We start from the raw sequence: 24,623 nt of genomic DNA, 5'->3' as shown, positions 1-24,623 counted from the left end.
GCCTTTCACGGCAAGGGGCGCAGGGCGAGTTTTTCCTATGATCTGGCGTTAGGAGAATATTATCCGCATTCCGACCTCTCTGATGGCCATGGGGCTGGCGGCGCAGGCTGGGCTGGCGACTGCGGCGCCGCCAGTCGCGCAACCCCCGCATGTTACCCTCGATCAGGGAGCGATCGAAGGGGTTGCATTGCCGTCGGGCGGGCAGGCTTATCTCGGCATTCCCTATGCAGCGCCGCCTGTGCGCGACCTGCGCTGGCGTGATCCGCAACCCGCCGCGCGCTGGAACGGCACCTATCATGCGGATCATTTTGCCCCGCAATGCATGCAGCCACAGCGCGGGGTGATGACCAATCAATATGCCGGCGCGGAAATAACCAGCGAGGATTGCCTCTATCTCAACATCTGGACGACCGCTGCGCGCAAGAAGGCACCGGTCATCGTCTATATCCACGGCGGCGGCTTCTATGTCGGATCGTCCAGCATGGCGCTTTATGGCGGCGAAGCGGTCAGTCGCGAAGGCGCGGTCTTCGTCAATTTCAACTATCGCCTGGGCGCGCTGGGCTTTCTTGCGCATCCCGAACTATCGGCGGAATCTGCGCACAAGTCATCGGGCAACTATGCTTTTCTCGATCAGATCGCGGCGTTGCAATGGGTCCGGCGCAACATCGCACGGTTCGGCGGCGATCCCGACAATGTGACGATTGCAGGCCAGTCCGCAGGCTCCATGTCGGTGGGCGCGCTACAGGCCTCTCCCCTCGCACGCGGCCTGTTTCATCGTGCCGCCGGTATGAGCGGCGCGGTGCTTGACGGGCCGAGCGCGATGGCGCCTTTGCCGGATGCGGAGCAGGAGGGGGTCAAGCTGCAGACCTATTTGCGGGCCAAGTCGATCGCCGAGCTTCGCGCCCTGCCGGCCGACAAGATCGTGGTGCCCCGGGTCGCCGATGGTCCAAAGATCGGTCCGGTGCAGGACGGGTATTTTTTCCCGTACAGTGTCGAGCAGATTTTCGCGCGATCGGCACAGAATGATGTGCCGCTGTTGCTCGGCTTCACGCATGACGAATCCTTTGGCGGGCTTGGGCCGATCCAAGGGCTGGAAGACTATCGCGCCAAAGCGAAGGCGAAATTCGGCGCGCAGCTGTCGACGTTCATGGCGCTATATCCGGCATCGAATGACGAACAGGCGCGGACACAAGCGCGCCTGGCCGATCGTGATGGCACGATGGCGGTCGGGATGGACAGTTGGGCGCGGGCGCAGGCGGCGCACGGACGGTCGAAGATATTCAGCTACGAGTTTTCGCGCGCGCACAGCTTTGCGCCCGGGGTCGTTCTGAGCGATATGGATCCGGTGACGGCGGGAGCCTATCACACATCCGAAGTGCCATTCTGGCTCGGTACACTCGACAGTTTCAACCAGTTCCGCCCGACCCGTGCTTGGACAAGCGCGGATAGGGCATTCAGCCGGGCGATGACGCGTTCGCTTGTGGCGTTCGCGCGCACCGGCGATCCCAACACCACCGATTTGCGCTGGCCGCTATATGACCCGTCCAGCCGGACATTGCTGGAACTGGGCAAGGTTGCCGGTCCAGGCAAGTGGCCGGACGCGCGCAAACTTGATTTCTTCCGATCCGTCGCGGTTCGCCCAGTCACCGGCGGCGCGGTGCGGGACTGAGCGGCGTTAGGATAGATGCAGGGCTGCACCTCTGCATCTTACTGTCCGGCTGCCGGGTCATTCCGGCACGCCGGGCAGCTTTGCACGACGCCTTTTACCGGAAGATCGCTGCTCCTGGTCGGGAGGTCGCGACCCACGCTTCCGATCATGGTCAAAACAGAATTTAACCGTCAGGGATAATTGTCAGCATCAGGGCGCTATGCGGTGCGACGACGAAGGCGCGAAAATCGCCCAGCGTTCCAAGATCCCTGTCGTTCCACAGATCGCGCAGCCTCCATGTGCCCGATGCCAATCCCAGCAATTTGGCGTCGATCCTGATTTCCATAGATGTCGTTCCCCGATTGAGGAGCGCCGTGGCCAAACCGCCATTTTCCAGACGGCGTCCCCAAATGTCGGCGTCACCGATGCGGGCTAGACGGTCGCCTGCTTTGCCTACCCGATCCTGACTGACACGGATAACGGCAGCGTTGGTGAGGATAGCGTGCGTTTTGGCGTCCATATTACGCACGTCGTTGCCCGCGATCAGCGGCGCGCCGAGGATAGCCCAGAGTGCGAAATGCGCCCGATATTCATCGTCTGTCATGCCGCCATTGCCGACTTCGAGCATGTCGGGATCGTTCCATCCTCCAGGGCCGGCAAAGCGGGCCAGCCCTGCCTGGCGATCGAGTATCTGCAATACGCCCAAACCCATTTCCGGCAGGACGGTGCCCGGTGGCAGGCGCGGAGCGCCAGCAGGCAATCCGGCCATTCCGGGCGGAGGGGGCAGGGTTCCGCCCGGCTGGCCCGGCGGCGGTCCCTTCATGGCTTCACGATCGAAAGCGTCCGCAATGTCGCCTGTCGTGCGCCACATATTGCCGACCGTTGCTGCCCAACTGGCTGGCTTCGATTGCCCCCATTCGCAGATGCTGAACAGGATCGGTCGACCGGTCGCCAACAGCGCGTCGCGCATCTTTGCGTAAGCGCTCGGGGCATCCATCTTTTCAAAAGTGCACCAGTCATATTTGAGGTAATCGACACCCCATTGCGCAAAGCTACGGGCATCTTGCGCTTCATGGCCGCGACTGCCCGGCCGCCCTTGACATGTGCGGTCGCTCGCTGCCGAATAGAGGCCGAATTTTAGGCCGCGTGCATGAACATAGTCGGCCAGGGCTTTCATACCCGACGGAAATCTAAGCGGGTCAGCCACCAGCGTGCCATCCGCGCTCCGCGCGACCTGCCAGCAATCGTCTATGATGACATATTGATAGCCGGCATCGCGCATGCCCGATTGGACCATCGCGTCGGCGGTTTCACGTATCAGCCGTTCCGATACGTCACAGCCAAATTTATTCCAGCTGTTCCAACCCATCGGCGGCGTTTGCGCCACGCCATTGTCCAACGCATGGACGGGGATTTGCGCGGCGATCAGCGCGAAAACAGCCAATATCGGTGTCATCAACCGCATTGCATTCTTCCTCTCCCGTTCATTTGCCCAGCCGGATATGCGCATATATTATACAAAATGGTCAAATATGAACGATTCGTTTATTTATTGAGTATTTAGCTTCTGGCGGCTTCGCTCAAAGGAGAAGGATGGTGGAGAGATTTCTGTGTTTGCAGGCGTTCGTCCGCGTCGCGGAAACGCAGAATTTCAGCAATGCCGCGCGTCAGCTGGGGCTGTGTCCGTCCGTCGTGAGCAGCCGCATCAAGCAGCTGGAAAAATATGTCCAGGCGTCGTTGTTCCATCGTTCCACGCGGATGGTCGTGCTTTCGGAGGTAGGGCATGCGGTATTTGAAGAATGCGCCGATCTCGTCACCCGGATGGAATTGGTTACCGATCGCATGCGGCTTGCGCATGGCAGCCTGGCCGGGACATTGCGCATTCAGGTGCTGCCTGGTTTTGCGAGTGGGCATTTCGGGCGCGCATTGAAAGATTTCTGCGATACATATCCAGATATCAGTCTGGACGTCGTGGTCAGCGACAAGATGGTCAATCCTGCGGAAGAGGCCTGCGATGTCGTTTTTCAAATTTTTCGGTCACGAGCCGAAAATGTCATCGAACGCCCACTATTCCCGGTTCGCCGAATATTCTGCGCATCCCCGGACTATCTGGAAAAACATGGGACGCCTTTCTTGCCAGCGGAGCTTGCAGCCCATGAACTGGGTCTTTATTCGGGCAATCCGACACGGCATCGTTTGATATTTCGCAATGCCGGGGGTGAAGAGACGGCGGTCGATCTCGTGGCGAAGCTTCGCAGCAATTCGGTGCATCTCCTCCATGATTTTGCCCGTTCGGGATCGGGGATCAGTTGTCTGCCGACGCTCGTTTGCGGCGACGATCTGATCAACGGCGTGTTGGTGCCGTTATTGCCCCGCTACGAATTGCATCCGCAGCTTGAATTGCGCGCGACCTATCCGACCACGCATCGTGGCGCGCTCAAAGTGAAATTGCTTGTCGATTTTTTTGCCCGGCGTTTCGCTGACAATCTGCCATGGGATCGCGCCTTGAACGATCTCGATCCCGACCGATCCGTGGCATGATCGGCGTGCGAAAGGATTATGGCCCTTGCTGACGCAGTCCTATGATTTTTCAATACGTTTCGCTTCTGCGCGGAAGGTCTATTATGATCGTCAGGCCGCCATCCGATTTCGCCGTTATGATACCGCCATGGCGCTCGATGGCGAAGCGCGCGATGGCGAGGCCAAGGCCAAAGCCGACCGCGCCGACCGAGGCATCGTTTTCGGCGCGCTTGAACGGTTCGAATATCTCGTGGATGATATCGTCAGGCACGCCTGATCCCTGATCCACGACGCGCACGCGCAAATTCTGATCGTCCTCTTCGGCGAAGACATCGATCCGGGCTTTGGCGGGCGAGAATTTGACGGCATTGCGAATGATATTTTCGAAAGCGCGGTACAGCAATTCGCCTTGCGCGACGGTCACGAACGATGCTGGAGCCGTGAGATAGACCGCGCAATCTTTTGCGTGGGCCTCGAAATTGGCGTCGTCGACGATGGAGGCAAGCAGGTCGATGATATCGACCGGCGCAGGCGCGATGTCGGGGGCGCCCGACTTGAGCCGGGCCAGTGTCAACAGTTCGCCGATCAGTTGGTCGAGCCGTTCCGCCTCATGCTTCACCCTTGCCAGCATATCCGGCAATTTTTCCGGGGATTGGTGAAACAAGCCGATAGCGACCTGAAGGCGCGCGAGCGGCGAACGAAGCTCGTGGGAAATATCGTGCATTAGCCGTTCCTGCGCCGTCATAAGCTGTTGCAGTTCGGCGGCCATGCCATCGAATTCGCGGGTCAGGTCGGCGATCTCGTCACGTCGCTTTCCCACCAAGGGATGCACGCGGGTCGCAAGTTGACCGGCTCCGACCGCTTCGAAGCCCTGACTGAGAAGTGTCAGGGGGCGCGCAATATACCAGGCGACGGCCGCGCTGAAGAACAGGCTTACCAACGCGCCGATCACCAGCGGATATGTCCTGTCGAACGGGGACACGCCACTGGCGTGCACCATGAGGCGATAGCGAACGCCATCGCGGGTCGTCAGTTCGATCGGCAGGCTTTCGCCCCACGCCGCTTCGCGTGCGCCTGCAAGCCACGTCCCGTCACTTCGAAACAGGCCGATGCCGCCTTTCAATGCCGACGCGCGACCCGCAGGCAATTGTGGCTCGACGCCTTTTCCAGATGCCTGTGTTCCGTCCAAAGCGCCAAATGGCTCGATCAGCGGCTTGGTCACCATCAGCAGGCCGATGCCGCCAAGGAATGACGTACCCGTGGCCAATGTGAAGGCGACGAACAGTTTCCAGAACAACCGACCGGGGCGAATGGGGGCGAGCGACCACATGGGCGACCTACTCACTCGCCAACTGATAACCCAGACCACGCACGCCCACGATCCAGGGATGGCCGTCGGGTCTTGGCCCCAATTTGTGGCGGATGCTGCTCATATGGACATCGATGCGTCGGTCATAGGGAGTCAGTGCTCGACCAAGTGCGTTAAGCGAGAGGTGCTGCTTGCTGACGATCTGACCGGCATGGCGCGCCAGTTCTTCCAAAAGGCTGAATTCGGCGCCCGTCAGGTCGAGCGGTACATTGTGCCACTGGGCCTTTCGGATTTTGGTCCAAAGTTTGAGATGGCCGATGACGACTGGCTCGGTGACCCCGCCGCGGTCCTGATTCTTGGAAACCCGCCGCAATATAGCCCGTAGGCGTGCGACCAGTTCGCCTGGCGAGCAGGGCTTTGGCACATAATCGTCCGCGCCCAGATCAAGTCCGGAAATCCGGTCGATTTCTTCTCCGCGTGCGGTCAGCAGCAAAATCGGTACATCGCTCGACTGTCGAATATGCTCCAATATTTCGATGCCGGAGCGGCGGGGCATCATGACGTCGAGCACTATGATATCATAGCGACCGGACAAGGCTTCGACGCCGCCTTTCTCGCTGTCGTTCACCGCATCCACGCGAAAATTTTCGCCGGTCAGATACTCGGCAAGCATATCGGTAAGCTCGCGATCATCGTCGATGAGCAGAATATGGGGCAACCTCTCCAAGTTGGTTTCGTATAGGTCCATTTCGATTATCCGGCTCTCTACCGCCGCTCTTGCTTATATTGGTGGCGGCATTTTATCCATGGAATTTGCTCGTTTCTCTCTGGTGACGCAAAAGATGCGAAATCCCCTAACATCCTAAAGATTTAGACTAGACAGTCATCTTTGCACGGTTTAGTCAATCCCGAAAGGCAATAAGTGTTCGGGAGTAGGATAGCGAGCGTGGCTCTCAGGTCGTGTCCCCTTAATATGTGGCACTCCGTGAAGCGCCATGATCAGGGGGCATTAGAATGGGTCATGCTGCCAAGTCCGCCATTGATGGCCGGACGCGCTTTTTTCCGCCCCTGGCTCTGTTGCACATAATAGCATTAGGACGATCCGCTAGATCGCTGGTTTGGAGCTGCAGAATGAATATGTTCAAATCATATTGGTGCTTAGGGGCGGTCGCGGCTGTCGGCGTCGGTGCAATGACCGGCTCCGCGCTCGCGCATCATAGCTTCGCGGCCTACGATATGAGCCGGACGCTCAGCGCCGAAGGCACGCTGAAGGAATTTCGCTGGGGCGCGCCGCATTCCTCCATGGTGCTGATCTATCTGGAGAAGGGCAAGCCCAAGGAAATGTCGGTCGTCAGCGGCAGTCCGCTGATGTTCTCCAAACAGGGTTTCGTGCCTCGCGACTTCAAGCGCGGCGAGAAGGTCAAGGTGACCTATCATCCCAATACCGGCGGCCAGCCGGGCGGTGCGATGTCCAGCCTCAAGCTATCGGACGGCCGGACTTTCTCCGACAGCGAAGCCGCCCGTGCCGGCGGTAATTGAAAGAGGCGACATGGGCATCGACAGGAAGCGCCACATCGCCCTGCGCGCCGTGCTGACCGGCATGGCGCTCTCCATCGCCACCGTCGGTGCGGCCCAGGGTTCGCCACCCCAGCTGGAGGGCGTATGGAAGATCGCGACGCCCACCACCATCCTGAAGCCGGTGTCCGGCGCCATTCCCTTCACCGCGGAAGGGCGCAAGGCCTATGACGCGAACAAGGCACTTAAGGTAAAGGGCAAGTTTGACGATTACGACATCACCCTGTCGCGCTGCTCCAATCCTGGCGTGCCACGCCTGGCGCTGACGCCGATGCGGTTCAAGATCTGGAACCGGCAGAATGTCGTGACCTTCGATTATGAATGGAACCGCGCGCTGCGGCAGATCAATGTCGGCGTCCCGCCGCAGCCCGACCTGATGGGGCAGGGGCTGGTGCCCACCATGACCGGCAAGTCCAAGGGCCATTGGGAAGGCGACACTTTGGTGTCCGTCATGGAAGGTGCGTCTGACCGGACCCTGATCGACGATCTCGTGCCCCATGGCTACGACCTCAAGGTCACCGAACGCTATCGCCTGATCGACGCGAACACGCTGGAAGACCGGATCACGATCGAGGATCCCGACTATTTCACCAAACCGTGGGACGCCGTCGTCACCTACAAGCGCCAGCCCGACGCGATTTTCCCCGAAGATGTCTGCCTTGATCGCATCGACGCCAAGCAGTCCGCCTTCCCCAAGTGACGCGGCCGCCATCTGATCTGGAGCCTTTCCGCATGATCCCATTCGCCCTTTCGGTCACTTGTCGCCCGTTGACGTTGGCGCGGGCTGCCACGATCGCGCTCGCCTTGGCGACCGGCAGCGCAACCTTTGCCCAGCCAGCTTCGCCGCCGCCGGGGCCGCCCCCGGCCGGCGGGCTTAAGCTGCCCCCGGCGCAGGTGGCGCACCGCCCGGCGGCATTCCCGGCATGCCGCCTGGTCCTGTATTGACGCCCGCGCAGAAGATCGTCGCCGACTTGCCGCCGCCCACGCCCGGCGCTTTGCCCCCGCGGCCACCATTGCCCGCAGGATCGGTTATGCCTTCATCGGATCCGCGCGATTTTCAGGGGACTTGGTTTCACAACCAGATCCTCGAATTTCGGTCGCAAAAGGACATGTATGGGGCAGCATTGCCCTATACGATGGAGGGGGCGAAGGTCATTGCCCGCCGCGTCAAGTCGCTGGCCGACGGCAAGCCCTTTATCAACGCATCGGCCATATGCCGTCCGCCCGGTGCGCAATGGCAATATGATCTCAACTTCCCGTTCCTGATCACGCAGGGCAAGGACTATGTCTCGTTCCTGTTCGAGGAATATCACGGCCGCTGGAACATCACGCTCGATCCCCAGGCGATGCCGCTGCCTGCGCAGAAACAATATATGGGCAAGTCTGTGGGCCATTGGGACGGTGACACGCTGGTGGTCGAGACGACCGACTTCAAGCAGGCCATCTGGCTCGACGTCGATGGTACGCCGCTGTCGGCCAACGGCAAGCTGATCCAGCGCATCCGCAGGGTCAGCAATGGGGACGAGACACCGTTTTTGGAGATCGCCACTACGGTCTTCGACCCGACCTATTACACCAAGTCATGGTCGATCGTGCGCACCTTCGGATGGGTTCCCCATCAGGCTGTATTCTCCGAATATAATTGCGAAGAGCAAGTCGGCGATCCTGGTGTCCCGGTCGATGCAGGGCTGGTGCCCGAACCCGTTGAGTGAATTGCCATACCGCCCCGGACGACATCTTCGGGGATGAACCTTGAAGGCTCTATCGAAAGCCGATCGTACAGGAGAGACGTCATGCGCATATCGACACGCTTTGGCACATGGGCGGGGATTGGCATATCGCTAGCGGCGATGCTGGCCGCCGTTTCGCCCGCCAGCGCTCATGAAACACCCGCGGAAGCCGCCAACCGGAAAGTCGTGGTCGATTTCTACAAGGCGCTGGACGACGCCGATGCCGCAAACGCCATGAAGGCGCGCATCCAGGGCATCGCCGAACGCTATATCAGCCCCAACTATATTCAGCATGCCGCCGCGTTCGCCGATGAAGGGGGGACCGGTAACGGGCGCGACAAGCTGGTGCATATGTTCCAGTCCATGCCGGCGATGAAAGCCCCGCCACCGGCCAAGCCGATCGCGATCATGGCGGAAAATGATCTGGTCATGATGCTGACATCGCGCGAGATGCCAGATCCAGCGACCGGCAAGGTCCAGCAATCCTATATCTTCAACATGTTCCGGGTAAAGGACGGCAAGCTGGTCGAGCATTGGGACCTGAGCCAGAAGCCATCGGGCGTCGGCGGTCCGGGCATGCCGCCGACCGGTGCCATGCCTCCCGGTGGTCCGCCTCCAGGTGCCATGCCTCCGGCAGCTATGATGCCGCCGCCCCCCGGCAATCAGCCGTAACCGGCTGGTTTCGACGGCGCGTGCAGAGCGGCTTTTCTTGAAAAGCTCTGCAATGCACGCGTTTCGATCGAAATCGACACGTCCGCCCCAGCCGCGAGGAACCCCGACATGTCAGTCGAAAAATTTGCTCAAAGTCTCTACGGCACCGCGATCAGCACGGGCCTGCGCGAAACCGCATGGATCGTCCCTGCGGTGCAGAGCGTCCATATCGTCGCGATCGCCGCGGTGATCGGCGCGGCCATCGTGATGGACCTGCGCCTGGCGGGCGTGCTCGCCACCGATGAAACGCCGCGCGGCGTGGTCAAGCGCCATCTCCCCTGGATGTGGTCGGGCTTGGCCGTGCTGCTGACGTCGGGTTTCGTGCTGGGCCTGGCCGAACCCTATCGCGTGCTCACGAACCTGGTCTTCTGGGTCAAGATGGCGCTGGTCCTTACCGGCTTCACCCTGACTTTGCTGTTCCGCTATCCCATCCTGCATCCCGATTATCGGATCGAACATGCCCGCGCGGCCCGGCTGATCAAGCCGATGGCCTGGGCCTCGCTCGCGATCTGGATGATGGTCGTCTTCTGCGGACGCTGGATCGCCTACTACCAATAATCCCATCTGTCCGGAGAATATCCCATGGTTCCCAGCCTCGAAACCCAGGGCGGCCTGATGCAGACGCTATATGATTCGGCGATCGGCACGGCGATCCGCGAGAGCGGGACGCTCTTCCCCTGGATCGAAAGCACCCATGTGCTGATGATCGCCATCGTCGTGGGCACGATCGCCATCGTCGATCTGCGGCTCATCGGCTTTTCCTCGCACCGTCGCGGCGCGCGTCAGCTGATCGTGGACATGCTGCCCTTTACCTGGGTGGCCTTCGCCTTTGCGATCATCACCGGCTCGCTGCTCTTCCTGTCCAACGCGACCGGCTATTATGAAAGCATGCCGTTCCGCTTCAAGCTGGTCGCCATCGTCATCGCGGGCATCAACATGGGCATCTTCCACCTGACCGCCTATCGCAAGATCGGCGAGTGGGACGACCGCCTGCCCACCCCCACCGCTGCAAAGGTCGCGGGCATCAGTTCGCTGACGCTCTGGATCCTCATCGTCTTTCTGGGCCGCTGGATCGGCTATTCCTACCCGCTCGCCTGAACGGTCCATCCTACCGCAACAGCCACAACGGGCGTCGGCAGTCATGTCGGCGCCCGAACCACGTTGGGGAAGGGCGACGGCGCATCGTGCGCGCTCTCTGCGATAATATCATTGCCCCAGCGCTTAAAGCCATGCCCACGCAAAAGAGCTTATATTCTCGCTATCCATGTCGTGCGGCTTACGTCCAAATTTCAATTGACTAATAAGGTCAAATATGACCACATGGTTCAATATAAGAATGATCGGGTCATTGATCCCGGCAGAGAGGAGCTGGCTTTGGCGATGCGATATCGTTCGCATCCGCGTTCGATCGTGGTGAATTGGGCGTCCCCGATATCGGCCGACGATCGATCCGGTTTGCAAGTTTTGCCAGCCATCAGGCTTGCACCTTAAAACAATGAAACCTCATTGCACATTGCTGAAACAGGCAAAACCAATATTGATTGAATATCAATAGATAATATTTGAACATTAAAATGGATACTGTTTTCGTAATTGCGGGCTGGTTGAGCACGTAGTGACGTGAAATATAAAAACGCGCCTATTGAGAGCGCGACAAATTATAATCTGTAGGGGCGGATGATCATGAAATTGAAGACTGAAAAGGTCGAGCAATCGCTGAAAGCCGTGGTGGTTTCGAATCCGCCAATGCGCATCGTTCGCGATCTTGCCCGACCTCATAAGCATGTGATGTCGGTGCGGATGGCGTCGCTCGTCGGCACGGCGATCGTGGGCATGGCTGCGATGCCTTCCCATGCGCAGACGGCGGCGACGCGTCCGACCACCGCCCTGGATGAGATTATCGTCACGGCGGAACGCCGTATGGAATCTCTTCAGAATACGGCTGCATCGGTCAGTGTCCGTCAGGGCGGACAGTTGCAAAAGGAAGGAAAATTCACCCTTCGCCAGATATTGGAAGATGTGCCCGGCGTGGCGGGGGGCGCCGATGTCGGTGCCGCTGGTGCCGGCACCGACACGCCAGGCACGGGGATTTCGATCCGGGGGATCGGTTCGAACGCGCCCCTGGGCGGCAGCATCAATTCGACGGTGCCTGCCACCGCCATCTACACCGATGATATCGCCGGGGGCATTGGTGGCGCCTATGATATCGGTCGGGTCGAAGTGCTGCGCGGTCCGCAGGGTACATTATATGGTCGCAGTGCGACTGCAGGCGTGATCGCGATCCACACGCGCGATCCACTGGTCGGTCAATGGGGCGGCAACGCGGCAGCGGAGGTCGGTACTGCCGATCTGGCGCATGTCACCGGCGCCATCAACATCCCTGTCGGCGAGCATTTTGCCGTACGCGCGTCCGGCAATTATTATAGCCGCGATGGCTATTACGCCAAAGACGGTGATGCGATTTCCACGACAGAGGGCAGGATCAAGGCGCTGTACGCGCCGACCGATAATTTCTCGTTGCTGGCAGGCTTTGCATTCCAGGATAACGAAACGCATTCGGGCGAGATCAACGGGCAGGTGCTGTCGCCCGGCAAGCTGACCTATAGCGATGTCCCGATCGGCGACGCCAAAAACAAGTTCCGCATGTATTGGGCGCAACTCGACTGGGACTTGGGCGCAGCTGCATTGACCTATATCCCTGCATTCCGCACATGGGAACAGAGTGGGCAAGCCTTTACGCAGGGCGGATTGCTGATCCGCCAAACGATCGAAACGCCTCGCGATCATTTCCTGACCCAGGAACTGCGTCTCGCGTCCAGCGGCACTTCCCGTTTGAAGTGGCAGGTCGGCGGATATTATTACCGCAACGACCTTCGCAATCATAATCTGGTCGAAAATCAGACGCCAGCGCCCGCTGCGCCGCCGACGGTGCCGGGCGTGGTCGTGCCGCCAGAGGGGCTTCCTACCGATGGAGTCTATAATCTGAGCTATGAGTCGACGCTTAACAAGAAGCTGACGACGGATCTGGGAGTCTTTGGAGAGGGTAGCTTTTCCTTTACGGATCAGACCCGATTGACCGCAGGCATTCGCTACGACCATACGAAGATTACGACGGATCAGGATTATACGTCCATCGTCTCGGACCTTTCCACCTTTCCGCCGACGAGCATTCCCGTAACGTTGCAGGTGCGGCCGGATACCAGCAAGCGCGTGTTCAACAATATGACGTTCAAGCTGCGCGTCGAACATGACCTCACGCCGGAAAATCTGGTCTATGCCTCTGTATCGACTGGATTTCTGCCGGGCGACATCAACGTCACCTCCGGGGCGGCCGGGCCCTATATCGCTGACTTCGATACCGAAACGCTGACGGCCTATGAAATCGGGACGAAGAACCGCCTGTTCGGCAACACGCTCCAGCTCAATGGCGCGATCTATTATTATCGCTATGGCGGCTATCAGGTCGGTGGCGTCAATGTGGCCCCGCCCGGCGACCCCACGCTCAACCTCGTGACCCTGACATCGAAGGCGGAAATAAAGGGTGCCGAGTTGGAGGCGGCATTCCGACCCAGTCCCAATGACAGGATCGGTTTCAACATCGTCTACACTGATGCCAAGTTCAAAGATAAGACGGCCAACTTTGCGAGCAATATCGCACAGGAAAAAATTGCCGGTATATCGCCGGTCACTGCCAATATTTCCTATATTCGACATATCGATCTTGCGGATAATCATATCCTCGAACTTGGCGTCGATGGCATCTATCGCTCCGGCTACGACTTTACCTATCTTAGTCAGGTCGATATCGCCAATGGGCTGGCGCCGTCGGTTCGGGTCGACGATCAATTCGTCGCCAACGCTCATGCAACCTGGACCATCGCCGGTCGCTATTCGATCACCGCCTATGTCCGCAATATCGGCGACCGCCGCTACATCCAGACGGGATCGGTCGTTCCGGGAGTCGGCACGCCCGGTGGTCCTCCTCCGGCCAATATCGTCATCGCCAGATATGCTGACCCCAGAACATTCGGCGTAGTCCTGGCGGCAGACTTCTGAAGATATGGACGTAAAGTTATGTAAAGATGTTTGAGTGCGGAAATGTACGGCGCTATGCCTAAGCACTCAATACATATAATATATGATCGATAGCGTATCATCGATTATGTGCGAAACATTCGCGCTCTGATCGAAGTTTTGGGATATGGATTCTGCAAAGCCATGAAACAATATTTGAAACTGGTATTTGCGGTAGCCGCGATGACGGTGGGGTCGCAAGCGATCTCCCATCATTCGACCGCTAATTACGACTATAATAAAACCGTTACACTCAACGGAACCCTCAAGAAACTGCAATGGATGAACCCCCATTGTTTTCTTCAGGTCGTCATCCCCAATGGTAAAGGTGGAATGGTCGAATGGGCCATAAAATCCGGTTCGCCAGGCCTGGCGCGGCGATTGGGTTGGAAGCCTGAAATGTTCAAGGTCGGCGACAAGCTGAAAGTCGTCATCGCGCCGATCCGTTCAGGCGAGCCGGGCGGCACATTGCGCTCCGTCACGCTGGCGAACGGCAAGGTGCTGTATGGCCCGGGCAATCAGGGCGAACTGCCCACCGATCTTGGCCTGCCGACATTGAAGCGAGCCAATTGATGCGGTGGTCCCTGACCTTGCTGGTGGGTACGTTGAGCGTGATGGCGGCGACGCAGGGGGCGCTTGCGCAGTCGGGGCCGCCCGCCGGTGTGCAACCGCCTGCGGGGGGTATGCAGCCCCCTGCCGATGGCATGCCGCCGCCACCTGACGGGGCGTCGGGACCGCCCTCCAAGATGCAGGGGCCGCCGCCGCTGCCCAAGAATCCCGACCTTCCGGTTTTCGGCCCGGGTGGCGGCCGGGTGTTGTTCGGCGTTACGGCGGAAGCGGGCGTCATCCGCAACCTCTATCCGCCCTTGGCTGCCGATGCGCCCAAGCCATCGTCCGATCCCCGCAATCTCGAAGGCGCCTGGGCAAAGGACCAGCCGGCGATCGCGCGCGTCGAATGGGACGTCTACGGCAATGACGTTCCCTTCACTCCTTTGGGGCGCAGCATTCGCGATCGGCGCGTGAAATCGACCTATGTCGATGGCAAGCCCTATTCCAATGCTTCGGGAGAATGCAGGCCGCCCGCGCAACCCTGGCTGTTCGGCCTCTATTATCCCTTCCAGATCTATCAAACGGACAAGGAGGTTCTGATCCTGTTCGCGATGGATCACGCCGCCTGGTCCATTCGCCTCGATCGGACGACCCATGATGCGTCGGCGCCGCGCGCTTATATGGGCGATTCCATCGGCCATTGGGAAGGCGACACGCTGGTCGTGGAAACGACCAACTACAAGGATCGCTTCTGGACGGATTTCGACGGCACGCCCGCGTCCAAGGATGCCCGGATCGTCTATCGCATCCGCAAGATCGACTATGGCAAGCCCAAGCTGGAAATCTTTGCGACCGTCTACGACGCCAAGATGTACAGTGCGCCCTGGTCGTTCGTCCGCACCTTCGCGTGGCGTCCCGACAAGAACGTCCTGGAAGAATATAATTGCGAATCTCAGGCGTCGGAGGGTGGGGGCAGCGCCTTCGGCCTGATCCCGGAACCGGACGACAGGTGATGGCGCAACCTGCTGCAACGGCAAAAGCCCTCCCGGCGCCAGGATGTGCGCGCCGCTCCCCGCCCGATCGATCGGCGGTCCTGATGTCGGCATGCGCCCATGGCGCGATCACGGCGAAGACAGTGAAAAAGGGTTCCCTGGTGAAACAGATTTTGGGCGCCGCCCTGCGACGCCATGCGGGCATGACGGCGCTGTTGGCCGGATTGGTGTGCGCGCCGATGGCGATGGCGCAGTCCACTGCGCCGTCGGGGTCCGTCAATCTGGAAGGCGCATGGAAGCTGGCGTCGCCGCAAACGGCGCTGGTCCCGACCGATGCTGCAAAGCCGCCTTTCACGAAGGACGGGCTGGCGCAGTATGAGCAGAACAAAAAGGACGCGGCCAAGCGGGATCTGAGCTTCGACCAGACGGCGTCGACCTGTTCCGCGCCGGGGCTGCCCCGATTGATGCTGGTCCCCGGTCGCTTCCGGCTGATCCAGCGCGAGCGCGTGGTGACGATGGCGTTCGAATGGAACCGCCTGTTCCGGCAGATCGACATGCGCGACGTTCCGCAAAAGCGCCCGGAAGTGGATTCCATGAACGGCGCCAGTTTCGGACAATGGAGCGGCGATACGCTGGTCGTGAAGTCCTTGGGTTTTCTGCCCGACAAGCTTTTGGACAATCTGGTGTCGGGCAGCGACACGCTCGAACTGGTCGAACATATCCGGTTGAAGGATCGCGACACGCTGGAGGACCGGATCACCATTACCGATCCGACCAACTTCACGCGGCCTTGGGAAACGGTGCTGACCTACAAGCGTCAGCAGGACGAACCATTCCTGGAAGACAACTGCCTCGATCGCAAGAAGGCGGGAAAGCCCGCATTGCCCCGCTAAGCTGGAGTTCCGTTCGTGACGTCAAGAAGAGAGATGCTGACCTACGCATTGCCCGCCATGGCGCTGGCCGCCACGGCGGTGCGCGCTCCGGCGGCGCGGCCTGCGGCGTCCAGGATGGTCACGCGCAAACGGTTCGACACCTATATCGCGCTGTATAACGCCGAAAATCCTGGTTTCGCGCAATTCTACAATCCGGATGTAGTGATGGAAACGGTGCCGCCTTTGACCGGTCCCGCAGCCATCGTCGATTTCCGTCGGACGCTATCCCATTATGTGTCCGAACATATCACGGTCGAAGACTATATCGCCGACGAACATGGTTCGGCGGCGCAGTTTCTGGGCGAATTCCGGTGCGTGCGCGACATGCCGATCACGGCCCTTTCCGGACTTTTCGGCAAGTCCGTGAAACAGGGGCAGGTGCTGCGGCAGCGCGGCATCATCCTCTACAGCGTCAAGGACGGCAAATTCTCCCGGATCCGCGCCGCGCCGCCCATCATCCTTCAGGACTGGAGTTGAGGCGGGGTTCGAAAACCCATCGATAGACAGCGAGCGAACAGAATATCGGCGACCAGGGCCGTCATAAGAAAACATGCGTCGATCTACAGGATGCAGGATGTAAAGGTAGGATCAGGGTGCTTCCGTCCCACATGAACAGTTCCGGCTTTGCCAACGCCCTGCGCGAATTTGAAGCGGCGGTGGGCAAGGACTGGCTGTTTTCCAGCGACGCCGACCTGGCGTCGTATAATGACGCCTACAGCCCCTTTGCTGTGGAACCCGCGTTGCAGATGAAGGCGTCCGCAGCCGTCGCGCCCGCCAATGTAGAACAGGTGCAGCAGGTCGTCCGCATCGCCAACACATATGGCCTGCCGCTCTACACTTTCTCGACCGGTCGCAACCTGGGCTATGGCGGCTCCTCGCCCAGCCAGAATGGCTGCGTGATCGTCGATCTCAAGCGCATGAACAAGATCGTCGAGGTCAATGTCGACCAAGGCTATGTCGTCGTGGAACCCGGCGTCAACTTCATCGAACTCTATCGGCACTTCGAGGAAAACGGCTATCCGTTCATGGTGTCCGCGCCCGAACCGGGCTGGGGCAGCCCGGTCGGCAATGCGCTCGACCATGGCGTCAGCTTCGTGATGGGGGACAATTTCGGCGCCGCGCGGGGGCTGGAGGTCGTGCTGCCCAATGGCGAGCTGCTGCGTACGGGCATGGGCGCGCTGCCCGACGATCGGCTGTGGCACGCCTTTCCCTATGGCTATGGTCCCTACATCAACGGCTTGTTTTCCCAGTCCAATTTCGGGATCGTGACGCGGATGGGCTTTGCCCTGGCACGCAAGCCGGAGATGCAAGCCCAGTTCACGGTCAGTTCGGGCAAGCATGAGGATATGTATCCGCTGATCGCCACCATTCAGGCGATGCGCGAAGAAGGCCTGCTCTATCTGTCGAGCGTGTCCAGTCCGATCCGCAGCCCCATGGTCGCACCGGGGCAGGCAGCGCCCGACGTCGTGAAGCGTGCCGCCATGCTGCTCAGCCAGCGTGACGGCGGATCGCCGGGCGACTGGGAAACACTGGGCAGGGACGCAGGCATTCCGGTATCGACCGTCACCGGCAATGTGCGCGGCCCCGCCAGGATCGCTCAGGCGACGATCGACTATGCGCGGGATCGGTTCGCAAAGATCGCGGGTACGCAATTTACCATGGACTGGTCCTACAGCTTTCCTTTGAAGCTGGACGATATCGCGCCGGATCTGCGTCCGCAGCTGGGCGTGCCCAGCCTGTGGCCGTTCAGCAGCCTGGCCATGGGCGACACGCGGCGCGGCATGTATTTCTTTTCGCCCGTATGCCGGGCGACGGCGGACGATCTGTTCGCGTTGAAACAGACCATCCGCGAAGTCGTGCTCGACCATGCCGAAGAGCCGATGCGGGCGCCTTTCCTGGGCTGGGGCCTGTGCAACACGGTCTATCCCAAGGCGTATATCTTCACCTACCCCATGGCGATCACCGACGACGCGGCGAACAACCAGAAATATCGCGCGCTGTTCAAGCGGCTGGTCGAAACCTGCGCGGCGAAGGGCTGGGGCGAATATCGCACCCATGTCGCTTTCCAGAGCGAGGTGATGGATCAATATTCCTTCAACGACCATGCGCTCCGCCGATTCTGCGAAACGCTGAAGGACGCGATCGATCCCAAGGGGGTGCTGGCGCCGGGCAAAAGCGGCATCTGGCCCCGGCATATGCGGGATGCGCGGCCATGAAAAAGGCGCTCTTTCCTCTCCTGGCCCTGGCCGGAACGGCCCTGGTCGGATCTGTCCTCTATGTCCGGTCCACTCACGACGATGGCGCAGCGCAGGCGCAATCGCCCCGCAGGCCGGTCTATGAATCCTCGATCGGCGGCGTCGTCCCGGCGTCGAACCTGCCCGGGAAGGTCGGACAGGGCTATCTGGTGTACAGCAAATGGTGTTCGGGCTGTCACGCGCCCGATTTCCAACCGTCGGGCGGCAAGGAGGCGGCTGACAAGCTGTCGCCCATCTCCCGCACGCCGCTGGGCACCGCCCTGTTGCGGCAGCGCTACAAGGGCAGCGTCCCGGCCGATCTGGAAAGCCGCACCGACCTGACGCCTGACATCGTCAGCACCTTCGTCAGGAATGGCCTGAACGCGATGCCGCCATTCCGCAAGACCGAGATAACGGACGCCGACCTGGATGCGCTGTCCGCCTATCTCAGTCGCAACACCAAGACCGATCCGCCCCATTAACGGCGGCAGGCCGGCCATCCCTCACTTCATCCCATTCATCATTGCACAGCGAGAACGGCACCGATGAGAAAGACACATCTCTTCATATGGACGGCGGCGATAGCGCTGGCGGGCTGGGCAGGCGGGTTTGCGCCTTTGGACATCGTGGCAACCGCGACCGCCCAAACATCCAATGCGCAGCAGCAGATCGGCGGCGTCTGGCTGATCGAAAAGCCGGTAAGCATGTTGCGCACGGCCGATGGTACGGAGCCGCCCCTGAAGCCGGAAGCGGCCAAAATCTACAAAGCGCGGCAGGCCGACCGGGCGAAAGGCGACACAGCGTTCGATAGCGCGACATGGTGTTCGTCGCTCGGCATGCCGCGGCTGTTGCTGGTCAACTATCCGTTCGAGATCATCTCCCGGCCCAAGCAGGTCGTGTTCCTGCATCAGTGGGACTGGTGGGCGCGGATCGCCTATCTGCCCGGCGGCCTCGACAAGGATGCCTCAGCACCCCCGCCGCCTGGCATCGGCGGCCCACCCGGAGGGCCACCTGGTGGACCTCCAGGCGGCCCCCCGGGTGGGCCGCCCGGTGCGCCCCCCGGCCCACCTCCCGGTGGTCCTGGCGGGCCAGGTGCGGATGCCGGTCCCCAGGAAATCGAGGACGTCCCGACCGGCTTTTCCCAGGCTCATTGGGAAGAGGATGTTCTGGTCATCGAAACCGATCATCTGGTCGAACGAACACTGCTCGACAATGCGGGTATGCCCCATAGCGGTAATCTCAAGCTGACCGAGCATATCCGGCTGATCAGCCCGGATGTGCTGGAAAACCGTATCCGGTTTGAAGATCCCGACACATTCACCCGTCCTTGGGAAACCGTCGTGACCTACAGGCGGCAGGCCAAGGCAAGCCGTGGTGAAGACGTCTGCCTGGATCGCATCCAGGCCGGTCTGCCGGCTGTGAAGGAGTAAATCATGATGGCTTTCACAACGTCATTCATGCGCCGCGGGCCTATATGTTCCGCTTTGCGTTCTGCAAGTGCTGCTCTGGCCGTGCTGCTGGTCGCTGGCGCTGCGTCGTCGGGGGCGGTCGCTCAGACGCAGGCGACAAGCCCGGCGTCTGACCCGCATAATTTCGAGGGGACTTGGACTGATCTTCCGACCAACTCTCCCTTCCTGCTGGGCATCGACCTGCCTTACAAGCCCGAAGCGCAGGATCTCGCCGCCACCCGGCTTGAACTGTTCAAGGCAGGCCATGCCAATGCGAGCGCGCATCTGACCTGCCGACCGACCGGTATTCAGGGTGTGATTTCGCCCAAAGGCCCGGTCCTGATCCTCCAGACGCCCGAAAAATTCGTGTTCGTGCAGGAAGAGGATCGGGAAGTGCGGAAAATCTACCTTAATCAGGATCACCCCAAGGATTTGCAACCATCCTATTCGGGCAATTCCGTCGCGCATTGGGACGGCGATACGCTCGTCATCGATACGATCGGCTATAATGGCAAGGGACAGATGGATGAGGTCGGCAATCCCCACGGAACCCAGATGCACATGGTGCAACGCCTGACCAAGAGCGCCGACGGCAATTTCCTGACCAGCGTCACCACCTTCACCGACCCGGAATATTATAAGGAGTCATTTACCAAGACGCGCAAATGGCAGCGTATTTCCGGGGTGAAGCTGGTCGATTATGACTGCGCGGAAAATCCCCGCGCGGACCTGTTCGAAGAGTTCACCTGGCAGCATGACTGGTTCCGGCCGACCTGCGTGTTCCCGGTCAAGGACGGCGTCGTCGCGGACAAGGTGGTTTGCACGCCGCCCAAGGGGAAGGATTGACCGCCATGTCCGAGCAGATCGACACGGCCATGACGCCTGGCGTCGCGCGCCGAACGCTATTGGCCGGGGTGGCGGCCGCCGCGGCGATCCCGGTCGCGGCGCGTGCGCAATCGACGCCTGCCCAGGGGCCGGAAGAAAAGCGGGCGATCGCGCTGGTGAGAGCCTGGGCCGACGCGCTGGTGGCCAAGGACGTCGACAAGCTCCTTTCTCTCATGGACGATGCCGTCCAGTATCGCGACGACCCGTTCCAGACCGATCTGAAAAAAGGGCTGACGGCATTGCGGGAGGATGTGAACATCCTGCTGCGCGGCCTGACCGGCATCAGGTTTGAGTCCCTGTGCGCCGTAGGCAGCGCAAAGAATGATGTGCTGGTGCTGGCCCGGCGCGTCGATCAATTTTCGCTGGGTGGCAAGCTCATCACCATGCCGATGGGCGCTTATTATCGCGTCCACAACAGGAAGATACTGGAGTGGCTGGACACGCCGCTGGCGGATATGCCCCCGCCGCCGCCCGGCGCAGTCCTTCCCGGTGGTCCCCCGCCCGGTGGTCCGCTTCCAGGCGGCTGAAACCGGACGCCCGCTTATCTATCCGGCATCTTTCTACAGGCGACATGGTCATGACAAATCTCCTTCGCGCAAAGTCCGCTCCATCGATCAGGCATCTGGCCATTGCGGCCGGGCTGCTGACCTGCGTGGGCGCTGTCGGCATCGCCATGGCGCAAGCCACGCCCGCGGCCGCGGCGTCAGCCCAAGGCTGCAGCGCGCAGCAGATCGCCGCGAACAAGGCGTTGCCCCACCTGTTCGACATGAAGAACGACCCGGAACTGGCCTATCAGAAGATGGCTCCGGACTATATCCAGCATAATCCGATCGCGCGCCGCATAGGTGAGGTGAACGGCGTGCACGGGCTCGACGAGTTCAAGCTGTTGCTGGAGATGAAGGCGAAGGGCGCGGAAGGACCGCCACCGCCGCTCCCGGGCCAGCCAGCCGAAGACCCCTATCATTATATCATGGCCGACTGCGATCATGTGTTTCAGCTCAAGAAATCCTACCTGCCCGACCCCCAGCATCCCGGCCAATTCTATGAGGCGTTCGCCTTCGACTTCTGGCGCGTTGATAATGGCAAGCTGGTCGAACATTGGGATGGCGCGCGCATCCCGCCCAATCCGCCAAAGGCCATGACGGTGCCTTTCAAGGATCTCGTCACCAAGGGCGCTGCGGAACAGCCCCGACCTGCGTCTCCACCGCCAGCGGGGAGCCGATAGGATGGTTATCAAACGCGAATGGGCCACGCCGGTGGTCATCGGCGCTTTCCTGTTGGCAGCCGTAACGGGGCTGGCGATGTTTTTCGACGTCGCCACGCTGATCGGCAAGAATGCGCATCAATATCTGGGACTGATCTTCATCGTCGGTGGGCTGGCCCACGTTACGACCAATTTCGTGGCGTTCAAACGCTATCTCAAACAGACCAAGGCACGCATCATCATCGGCATCTATGTAGTAATCGTCATCGCGACCTTCATTCCTGTCGGGCCGAAAATCGATGGCGGCGGAGAAAAAGGCCTGCGCAGTTTCATGGAGGCGTCGACCAACGCGCCGATCAAGGATCTGGCGGTGGTCATCAAGCGTGACCCGGATGTTCTCGTGAAGAGGCTGCGTAGCGCAGGCTATGATGTCAAGGATAGCTCACAGAGTTTGCTCGACGTGAGTGGAAAGGAAAAGAGTCCGATCATGGCGTTAAATGCGATTACAATATTGATGAAATAGCTATACAATGTTCACAAGAATTAAGATCCATAGAGGTCGTTTTAGGGGAGGTGATTATGCGTTTGCATATTTGTTTGATGCTGTCCGTATCGATGGTCGGCCTGGGGGCTGCGTCTGCCGCATTCGGTCAGGATTCCACGTCCGCTGTTGGCGGCACATCTGCGAGCCAACAATCGGACGGACGGACATTGGTGGACATTATCGTCACCGCCGAACGGCGCACCAGCACGGAACAGAAGACCGCCGCATCCATCAGCACGCGCAGCGGCGAAGATCTGAGCAGGCAGGGCCGCTACAGCTTGGCCAATATCCTTGACAATGTGCCCGGCGTCCTTGGCGGCGCAGCCGAAAGCCCCGGAGGCTCCAATACCGGCGCCACCGACAATCCCGCCTCTGGCCTCACGATCCGCGGCATTCAGTCGAACGTCGGCACCGGGGGCAGCGTAACGTCGACCGCCGCGGCGGCCGCCATCTATGTCGACGGTGTCTATAACGGCATCGGCGGCAGCTACGACATCGAACGGGTCGAAGTGCTGCGCGGCCCGCAAGGCACCTTGTACGGGCGCAGCGCCACGTCGGGCGTCGTCGCCATTCACACGCGCAATCCCGACCTGACGAAATTCGGCGTCGATCTGCTGGGGCAGGTGGGCAATTACAATCTGACGCAGATTTCAGGTGCCGTGAATATTCCGCTGGTCGATGGAAAGCTGGCGCTGCGTGTGGCTGGCAACCGATATTCGAAAGACGGCTATTATTCCGCCATCGGCGGTTATCGCCGAAGCAGCGAAGGGCGCGCCAAGCTTCTGTTCACGCCGTCGGACACATTTTCGGCGCTGCTGGGCGTTGCCATTCAGGACAATGTCGCCAATGTCGGCGGCGTGTCGATCACGCAGCCGACGCCCGACAATTTCACCTCCGTCAAAACCGACTATGGCACCGGAACGAACAAATTCCGGCAATATTGGGGTGAATTCAATCTCGACCTGGGTGGCGTCAACCTGGTCTATCTGCCGTCCTACAAGACATGGACCCAGAATACGCTGGGCGTTTCGCGTGGCAACGTGCCGGAATTCAATCAAACCTTCCAAACGCCCACGGATAAATTCCTGACCCAGGAACTGCGTATCAACTCACACAATGATTCGGCGTTGTCATGGCAGGCGGGCCTGTTTTACTACAATAACCGGCTGAAGGATCTCAACGAACTGAGATTCTACCCGACGAACGCGCTGGCGTTCCGATCCGCATCCTCAAAAAAGACCCAAAATATTGGCGTATTCGGCGAAGCGACCTATGCACTGTCGGATTCGACCCGCCTCACCGGAGGACTTCGTTACGACTATACGCGCGTTCGAAACAATCAGGTCTATACCAGCATCACCGGCAATACCGGCTATCTTATCGGCGACGAAGGGCTGCGGACATTCAAGAACGTCACTTATAAGGCGCGGCTCGAACATGATCTGACCCCGGTCAATCTAATCTATGCGTCGGTATCGACCGGTTTTTCGCCCGGCGACGTCGCCATCGCCACCGATATTACCGGCAACCCATCGCCGGTCGATCTCCAGGCGCAGACGTTGACCTCCTATGAAATCGGATCGAAGAACCGCTTCCTGGGCAATCGCCTGCAGGTCAACGTGGCCGCTTACTATAACGACTATGGCGGCTATCAGACCGCAGGCATCAATCTGACGCCGCAAACCCCGATGAACCCGACGTTCAATACCGTCACGTCGCCGGTCAGGGTCTATGGCGGAGAATTGGAAATGCTGGCGCGTCCGTGGCAGGACGGTCAGGTCGGCGTCAATCTCTCCTACAACCATGCCCGCTATCATGACATTCCGGCCCAGTTCCAATATTTGTTCTGGACCAACAAGATTCCGGGAACGGTGCCGTTCCAGGCGAATGGATGGCTGGAGCAGGGTGTGGAACTTCAGGATCAGACCAGATTGTCGCTGCGCGGCGAACTGCTCTATCGCTCGGCCTATTATGCGTCTCGCCTGACCGTCGCCGAAGCGATGGTGAGCGGACCGGGCGCATTGAACTCCAAGCCCTATGCATATAATTCAGGCAAGCTTCTGGGCAATCTCAGCGCCACGCTGTCGTTCGAGGATGGCCGCTACACGCTGACCGGATATGTCCGGAACGTCGGCGATGTGCGTTACAAGACAGGCGCGCGTCGCACCGCCGCGTTCGGACCGGTCGCTGGAACCAGCACGGTCGATCTGAGCGATCCGCGGACATTCGGCATCACCGCTGCGGTCAGGCTATGACCGCAGCCAAATG

At 60.0% G+C, this 24,623-nt stretch carries 25 protein-coding genes; 22 read left to right on the top strand and 3 right to left on the bottom strand.

Annotated features, from left to right (window positions below):
- Positions 1-82 precede the first annotated feature (82 nt).
- Positions 83-1,669: a carboxylesterase/lipase family protein gene (locus tag U5A89_RS12030; protein WP_338161349.1), complete on the top strand. Its 1,587-nt coding sequence runs from the start codon at positions 83-85 to the stop codon at positions 1,667-1,669.
- Between the two features lie 163 nt (positions 1,670-1,832).
- Here U5A89_RS12030 and U5A89_RS12025 read toward each other — a convergent pair whose 3' ends face one another.
- Positions 1,833-3,113 (bottom strand): glycoside hydrolase family 27 protein, encoded by a 1,281-nt coding sequence (locus tag U5A89_RS12025; RefSeq protein WP_338161348.1) that lies wholly within the window; start codon positions 3,111-3,113, stop codon positions 1,833-1,835.
- Between the two features lie 128 nt (positions 3,114-3,241).
- On the opposite strand from U5A89_RS12025, the gene U5A89_RS12020 reads away from it, so the two are divergent.
- Positions 3,242-4,189 (top strand): LysR family transcriptional regulator, encoded by a 948-nt coding sequence (locus tag U5A89_RS12020; protein ID WP_338161347.1) that lies wholly within the window; start codon positions 3,242-3,244, stop codon positions 4,187-4,189.
- Positions 4,190-4,238: 49 nt separating this feature from the next.
- Here the strand turns inward: U5A89_RS12020 and U5A89_RS12015 are convergent, their stop codons facing one another.
- Positions 4,239-5,498, bottom strand: a complete 1,260-nt coding sequence (locus tag U5A89_RS12015) for a HAMP domain-containing sensor histidine kinase (RefSeq protein WP_338161346.1) — start codon at positions 5,496-5,498, stop codon at positions 4,239-4,241.
- 7 nt (positions 5,499-5,505) lie between these two features.
- Complete coding sequence (locus tag U5A89_RS12010; RefSeq protein ID WP_338161345.1) at positions 5,506-6,195, bottom strand: response regulator; 690 nt, start codon at positions 6,193-6,195, stop codon at positions 5,506-5,508.
- Between the two features lie 473 nt (positions 6,196-6,668).
- Here U5A89_RS12010 and U5A89_RS12005 point away from each other — a divergent pair, with 473 nt between their 5' ends.
- The 20 genes from U5A89_RS12005 to U5A89_RS11910 all read left to right on the top strand — a co-directional run bounded on the left by U5A89_RS12005 (position 6,669) and on the right by U5A89_RS11910 (position 24,610).
- Entirely contained in the window at positions 6,669-7,016 is a 348-nt protein-coding gene (locus U5A89_RS12005) for a DUF6152 family protein (protein ID WP_338161344.1), read from the top strand.
- Positions 7,017-7,026: 10 nt separating this feature from the next.
- Entirely contained in the window at positions 7,027-7,752 is a 726-nt protein-coding gene (locus U5A89_RS12000) for a hypothetical protein (RefSeq protein ID WP_445190652.1), read from the top strand.
- Positions 7,753-7,784: 32 nt separating this feature from the next.
- Complete coding sequence (locus U5A89_RS11995; RefSeq protein WP_338161343.1) at positions 7,785-7,997, top strand: hypothetical protein; 213 nt, start codon at positions 7,785-7,787, stop codon at positions 7,995-7,997.
- An 86-nt stretch (positions 7,998-8,083) separates the two neighbouring features.
- Complete coding sequence (locus U5A89_RS11990; protein WP_338161342.1) at positions 8,084-8,764, top strand: hypothetical protein; 681 nt, start codon at positions 8,084-8,086, stop codon at positions 8,762-8,764.
- Positions 8,765-8,845: 81 nt separating this feature from the next.
- Positions 8,846-9,454, top strand: coding sequence for a nuclear transport factor 2 family protein (locus U5A89_RS11985; RefSeq protein WP_338161341.1), 609 nt, complete (start codon positions 8,846-8,848; stop codon positions 9,452-9,454).
- 108 nt (positions 9,455-9,562) lie between these two features.
- Complete coding sequence (locus U5A89_RS11980) at positions 9,563-10,051, top strand: DUF6644 family protein (protein WP_338161340.1); 489 nt, start codon at positions 9,563-9,565, stop codon at positions 10,049-10,051.
- 24 nt (positions 10,052-10,075) lie between these two features.
- Positions 10,076-10,591 (top strand): DUF6644 family protein, encoded by a 516-nt coding sequence (locus U5A89_RS11975; protein WP_338161339.1) that lies wholly within the window; start codon positions 10,076-10,078, stop codon positions 10,589-10,591.
- A 585-nt stretch (positions 10,592-11,176) separates the two neighbouring features.
- Complete coding sequence (locus tag U5A89_RS11970; protein ID WP_338161338.1) at positions 11,177-13,549, top strand: TonB-dependent receptor; 2,373 nt, start codon at positions 11,177-11,179, stop codon at positions 13,547-13,549.
- 162 nt (positions 13,550-13,711) lie between these two features.
- Positions 13,712-14,140, top strand: a complete 429-nt coding sequence (locus tag U5A89_RS11965; RefSeq protein ID WP_338161337.1) for a DUF6152 family protein — start codon at positions 13,712-13,714, stop codon at positions 14,138-14,140.
- Positions 14,140-15,129: a hypothetical protein gene (locus U5A89_RS11960; protein ID WP_338161336.1), complete on the top strand. Its 990-nt coding sequence runs from the start codon at positions 14,140-14,142 to the stop codon at positions 15,127-15,129. The genes U5A89_RS11965 and U5A89_RS11960 overlap by 1 nt, the downstream gene beginning before the upstream one ends.
- 140 nt (positions 15,130-15,269) lie before the next feature.
- Positions 15,270-16,001 carry a hypothetical protein gene (locus U5A89_RS11955; RefSeq protein WP_338161335.1) on the top strand — a complete coding sequence of 244 codons (732 nt, stop codon included), beginning with the start codon at positions 15,270-15,272 and terminating at the stop codon, positions 15,999-16,001.
- Between the two features lie 15 nt (positions 16,002-16,016).
- Positions 16,017-16,517, top strand: coding sequence for a nuclear transport factor 2 family protein (locus U5A89_RS11950; RefSeq protein ID WP_338161334.1), 501 nt, complete (start codon positions 16,017-16,019; stop codon positions 16,515-16,517).
- Between the two features lie 131 nt (positions 16,518-16,648).
- The gene (locus U5A89_RS11945) at positions 16,649-18,256 is read left to right on the top strand and encodes an FAD-binding oxidoreductase (protein WP_338161333.1); all 1,608 of its coding nucleotides are present in this window, start codon (positions 16,649-16,651) and stop codon (positions 18,254-18,256) included.
- The gene (locus tag U5A89_RS11940) at positions 18,253-18,756 is read left to right on the top strand and encodes a c-type cytochrome (protein WP_338161332.1); all 504 of its coding nucleotides are present in this window, start codon (positions 18,253-18,255) and stop codon (positions 18,754-18,756) included. The genes U5A89_RS11945 and U5A89_RS11940 overlap by 4 nt, the downstream gene beginning before the upstream one ends.
- A gap of 63 nt (positions 18,757-18,819) precedes the next feature.
- Positions 18,820-19,704, top strand: coding sequence for a hypothetical protein (locus U5A89_RS11935; protein WP_338161331.1), 885 nt, complete (start codon positions 18,820-18,822; stop codon positions 19,702-19,704).
- Between the two features lie 54 nt (positions 19,705-19,758).
- A complete protein-coding gene (locus U5A89_RS11930) occupies positions 19,759-20,568 on the top strand; it encodes a hypothetical protein (RefSeq protein ID WP_338161330.1) in 810 nt (269 codons plus the stop codon).
- Positions 20,569-20,573: 5 nt separating this feature from the next.
- The gene (locus tag U5A89_RS11925) at positions 20,574-21,134 is read left to right on the top strand and encodes a nuclear transport factor 2 family protein (RefSeq protein ID WP_338161329.1); all 561 of its coding nucleotides are present in this window, start codon (positions 20,574-20,576) and stop codon (positions 21,132-21,134) included.
- 50 nt (positions 21,135-21,184) lie between these two features.
- Positions 21,185-21,832, top strand: a complete 648-nt coding sequence (locus U5A89_RS11920; protein ID WP_338161328.1) for a hypothetical protein — start codon at positions 21,185-21,187, stop codon at positions 21,830-21,832.
- 1 nt (position 21,833) lies between these two features.
- A complete protein-coding gene (locus U5A89_RS11915; RefSeq protein WP_338161327.1) occupies positions 21,834-22,334 on the top strand; it encodes a hypothetical protein in 501 nt (166 codons plus the stop codon).
- 56 nt (positions 22,335-22,390) lie between these two features.
- Entirely contained in the window at positions 22,391-24,610 is a 2,220-nt protein-coding gene (locus tag U5A89_RS11910) for a TonB-dependent receptor (protein WP_338161326.1), read from the top strand.
- Positions 24,611-24,623: the final 13 nt, after the last annotated feature.

The organism is Sphingobium sp. HWE2-09 (genome assembly GCF_035989265.1).
Lineage (GTDB): Bacteria > Pseudomonadota > Alphaproteobacteria > Sphingomonadales > Sphingomonadaceae > Sphingobium.
The sequence above is the reverse complement of the archived record's forward strand: the minus strand, read 5'-3'. Positions and strand labels throughout refer to the sequence as shown.

Bases quoted from the DNA above. Each gene is read 5' to 3' on its own strand.
- U5A89_RS12030 (WP_338161349.1), top strand. From the start codon at position 83: ATGGCCATGGGGCTGGCGGCGCAGGCTGGGCTGGCGACTGCGGCGCCG.
- U5A89_RS12025 (WP_338161348.1), bottom strand. From the start codon at position 3,113: ATGCGGTTGATGACACCGATATTGGCTGTTTTCGCGCTGATCGCCGCG.
- U5A89_RS12020 (WP_338161347.1), top strand. From the start codon at position 3,242: ATGGTGGAGAGATTTCTGTGTTTGCAGGCGTTCGTCCGCGTCGCGGAA.
- U5A89_RS12015 (WP_338161346.1), bottom strand. From the start codon at position 5,498: ATGTGGTCGCTCGCCCCCATTCGCCCCGGTCGGTTGTTCTGGAAACTG.
- U5A89_RS12005 (WP_338161344.1), top strand. From the start codon at position 6,669: ATGACCGGCTCCGCGCTCGCGCATCATAGCTTCGCGGCCTACGATATG.
- U5A89_RS12000 (WP_445190652.1), top strand. From the start codon at position 7,027: ATGGGCATCGACAGGAAGCGCCACATCGCCCTGCGCGCCGTGCTGACC.
- U5A89_RS11995 (WP_338161343.1), top strand. From the start codon at position 7,785: ATGATCCCATTCGCCCTTTCGGTCACTTGTCGCCCGTTGACGTTGGCG.
- U5A89_RS11990 (WP_338161342.1), top strand. From the start codon at position 8,084: ATGCCTTCATCGGATCCGCGCGATTTTCAGGGGACTTGGTTTCACAAC.
- U5A89_RS11985 (WP_338161341.1), top strand. From the start codon at position 8,846: ATGCGCATATCGACACGCTTTGGCACATGGGCGGGGATTGGCATATCG.
- U5A89_RS11980 (WP_338161340.1), top strand. From the start codon at position 9,563: ATGTCAGTCGAAAAATTTGCTCAAAGTCTCTACGGCACCGCGATCAGC.
- U5A89_RS11975 (WP_338161339.1), top strand. From the start codon at position 10,076: ATGGTTCCCAGCCTCGAAACCCAGGGCGGCCTGATGCAGACGCTATAT.
- U5A89_RS11970 (WP_338161338.1), top strand. From the start codon at position 11,177: ATGAAATTGAAGACTGAAAAGGTCGAGCAATCGCTGAAAGCCGTGGTG.
- U5A89_RS11965 (WP_338161337.1), top strand. From the start codon at position 13,712: ATGAAACAATATTTGAAACTGGTATTTGCGGTAGCCGCGATGACGGTG.
- U5A89_RS11960 (WP_338161336.1), top strand. From the start codon at position 14,140: ATGCGGTGGTCCCTGACCTTGCTGGTGGGTACGTTGAGCGTGATGGCG.
- U5A89_RS11945 (WP_338161333.1), top strand. From the start codon at position 16,649: ATGAACAGTTCCGGCTTTGCCAACGCCCTGCGCGAATTTGAAGCGGCG.
- U5A89_RS11940 (WP_338161332.1), top strand. From the start codon at position 18,253: ATGAAAAAGGCGCTCTTTCCTCTCCTGGCCCTGGCCGGAACGGCCCTG.
- U5A89_RS11935 (WP_338161331.1), top strand. From the start codon at position 18,820: ATGAGAAAGACACATCTCTTCATATGGACGGCGGCGATAGCGCTGGCG.
- U5A89_RS11925 (WP_338161329.1), top strand. From the start codon at position 20,574: ATGTCCGAGCAGATCGACACGGCCATGACGCCTGGCGTCGCGCGCCGA.
- U5A89_RS11920 (WP_338161328.1), top strand. From the start codon at position 21,185: ATGACAAATCTCCTTCGCGCAAAGTCCGCTCCATCGATCAGGCATCTG.
- U5A89_RS11915 (WP_338161327.1), top strand. From the start codon at position 21,834: ATGGTTATCAAACGCGAATGGGCCACGCCGGTGGTCATCGGCGCTTTC.
- U5A89_RS11910 (WP_338161326.1), top strand. From the start codon at position 22,391: ATGCGTTTGCATATTTGTTTGATGCTGTCCGTATCGATGGTCGGCCTG.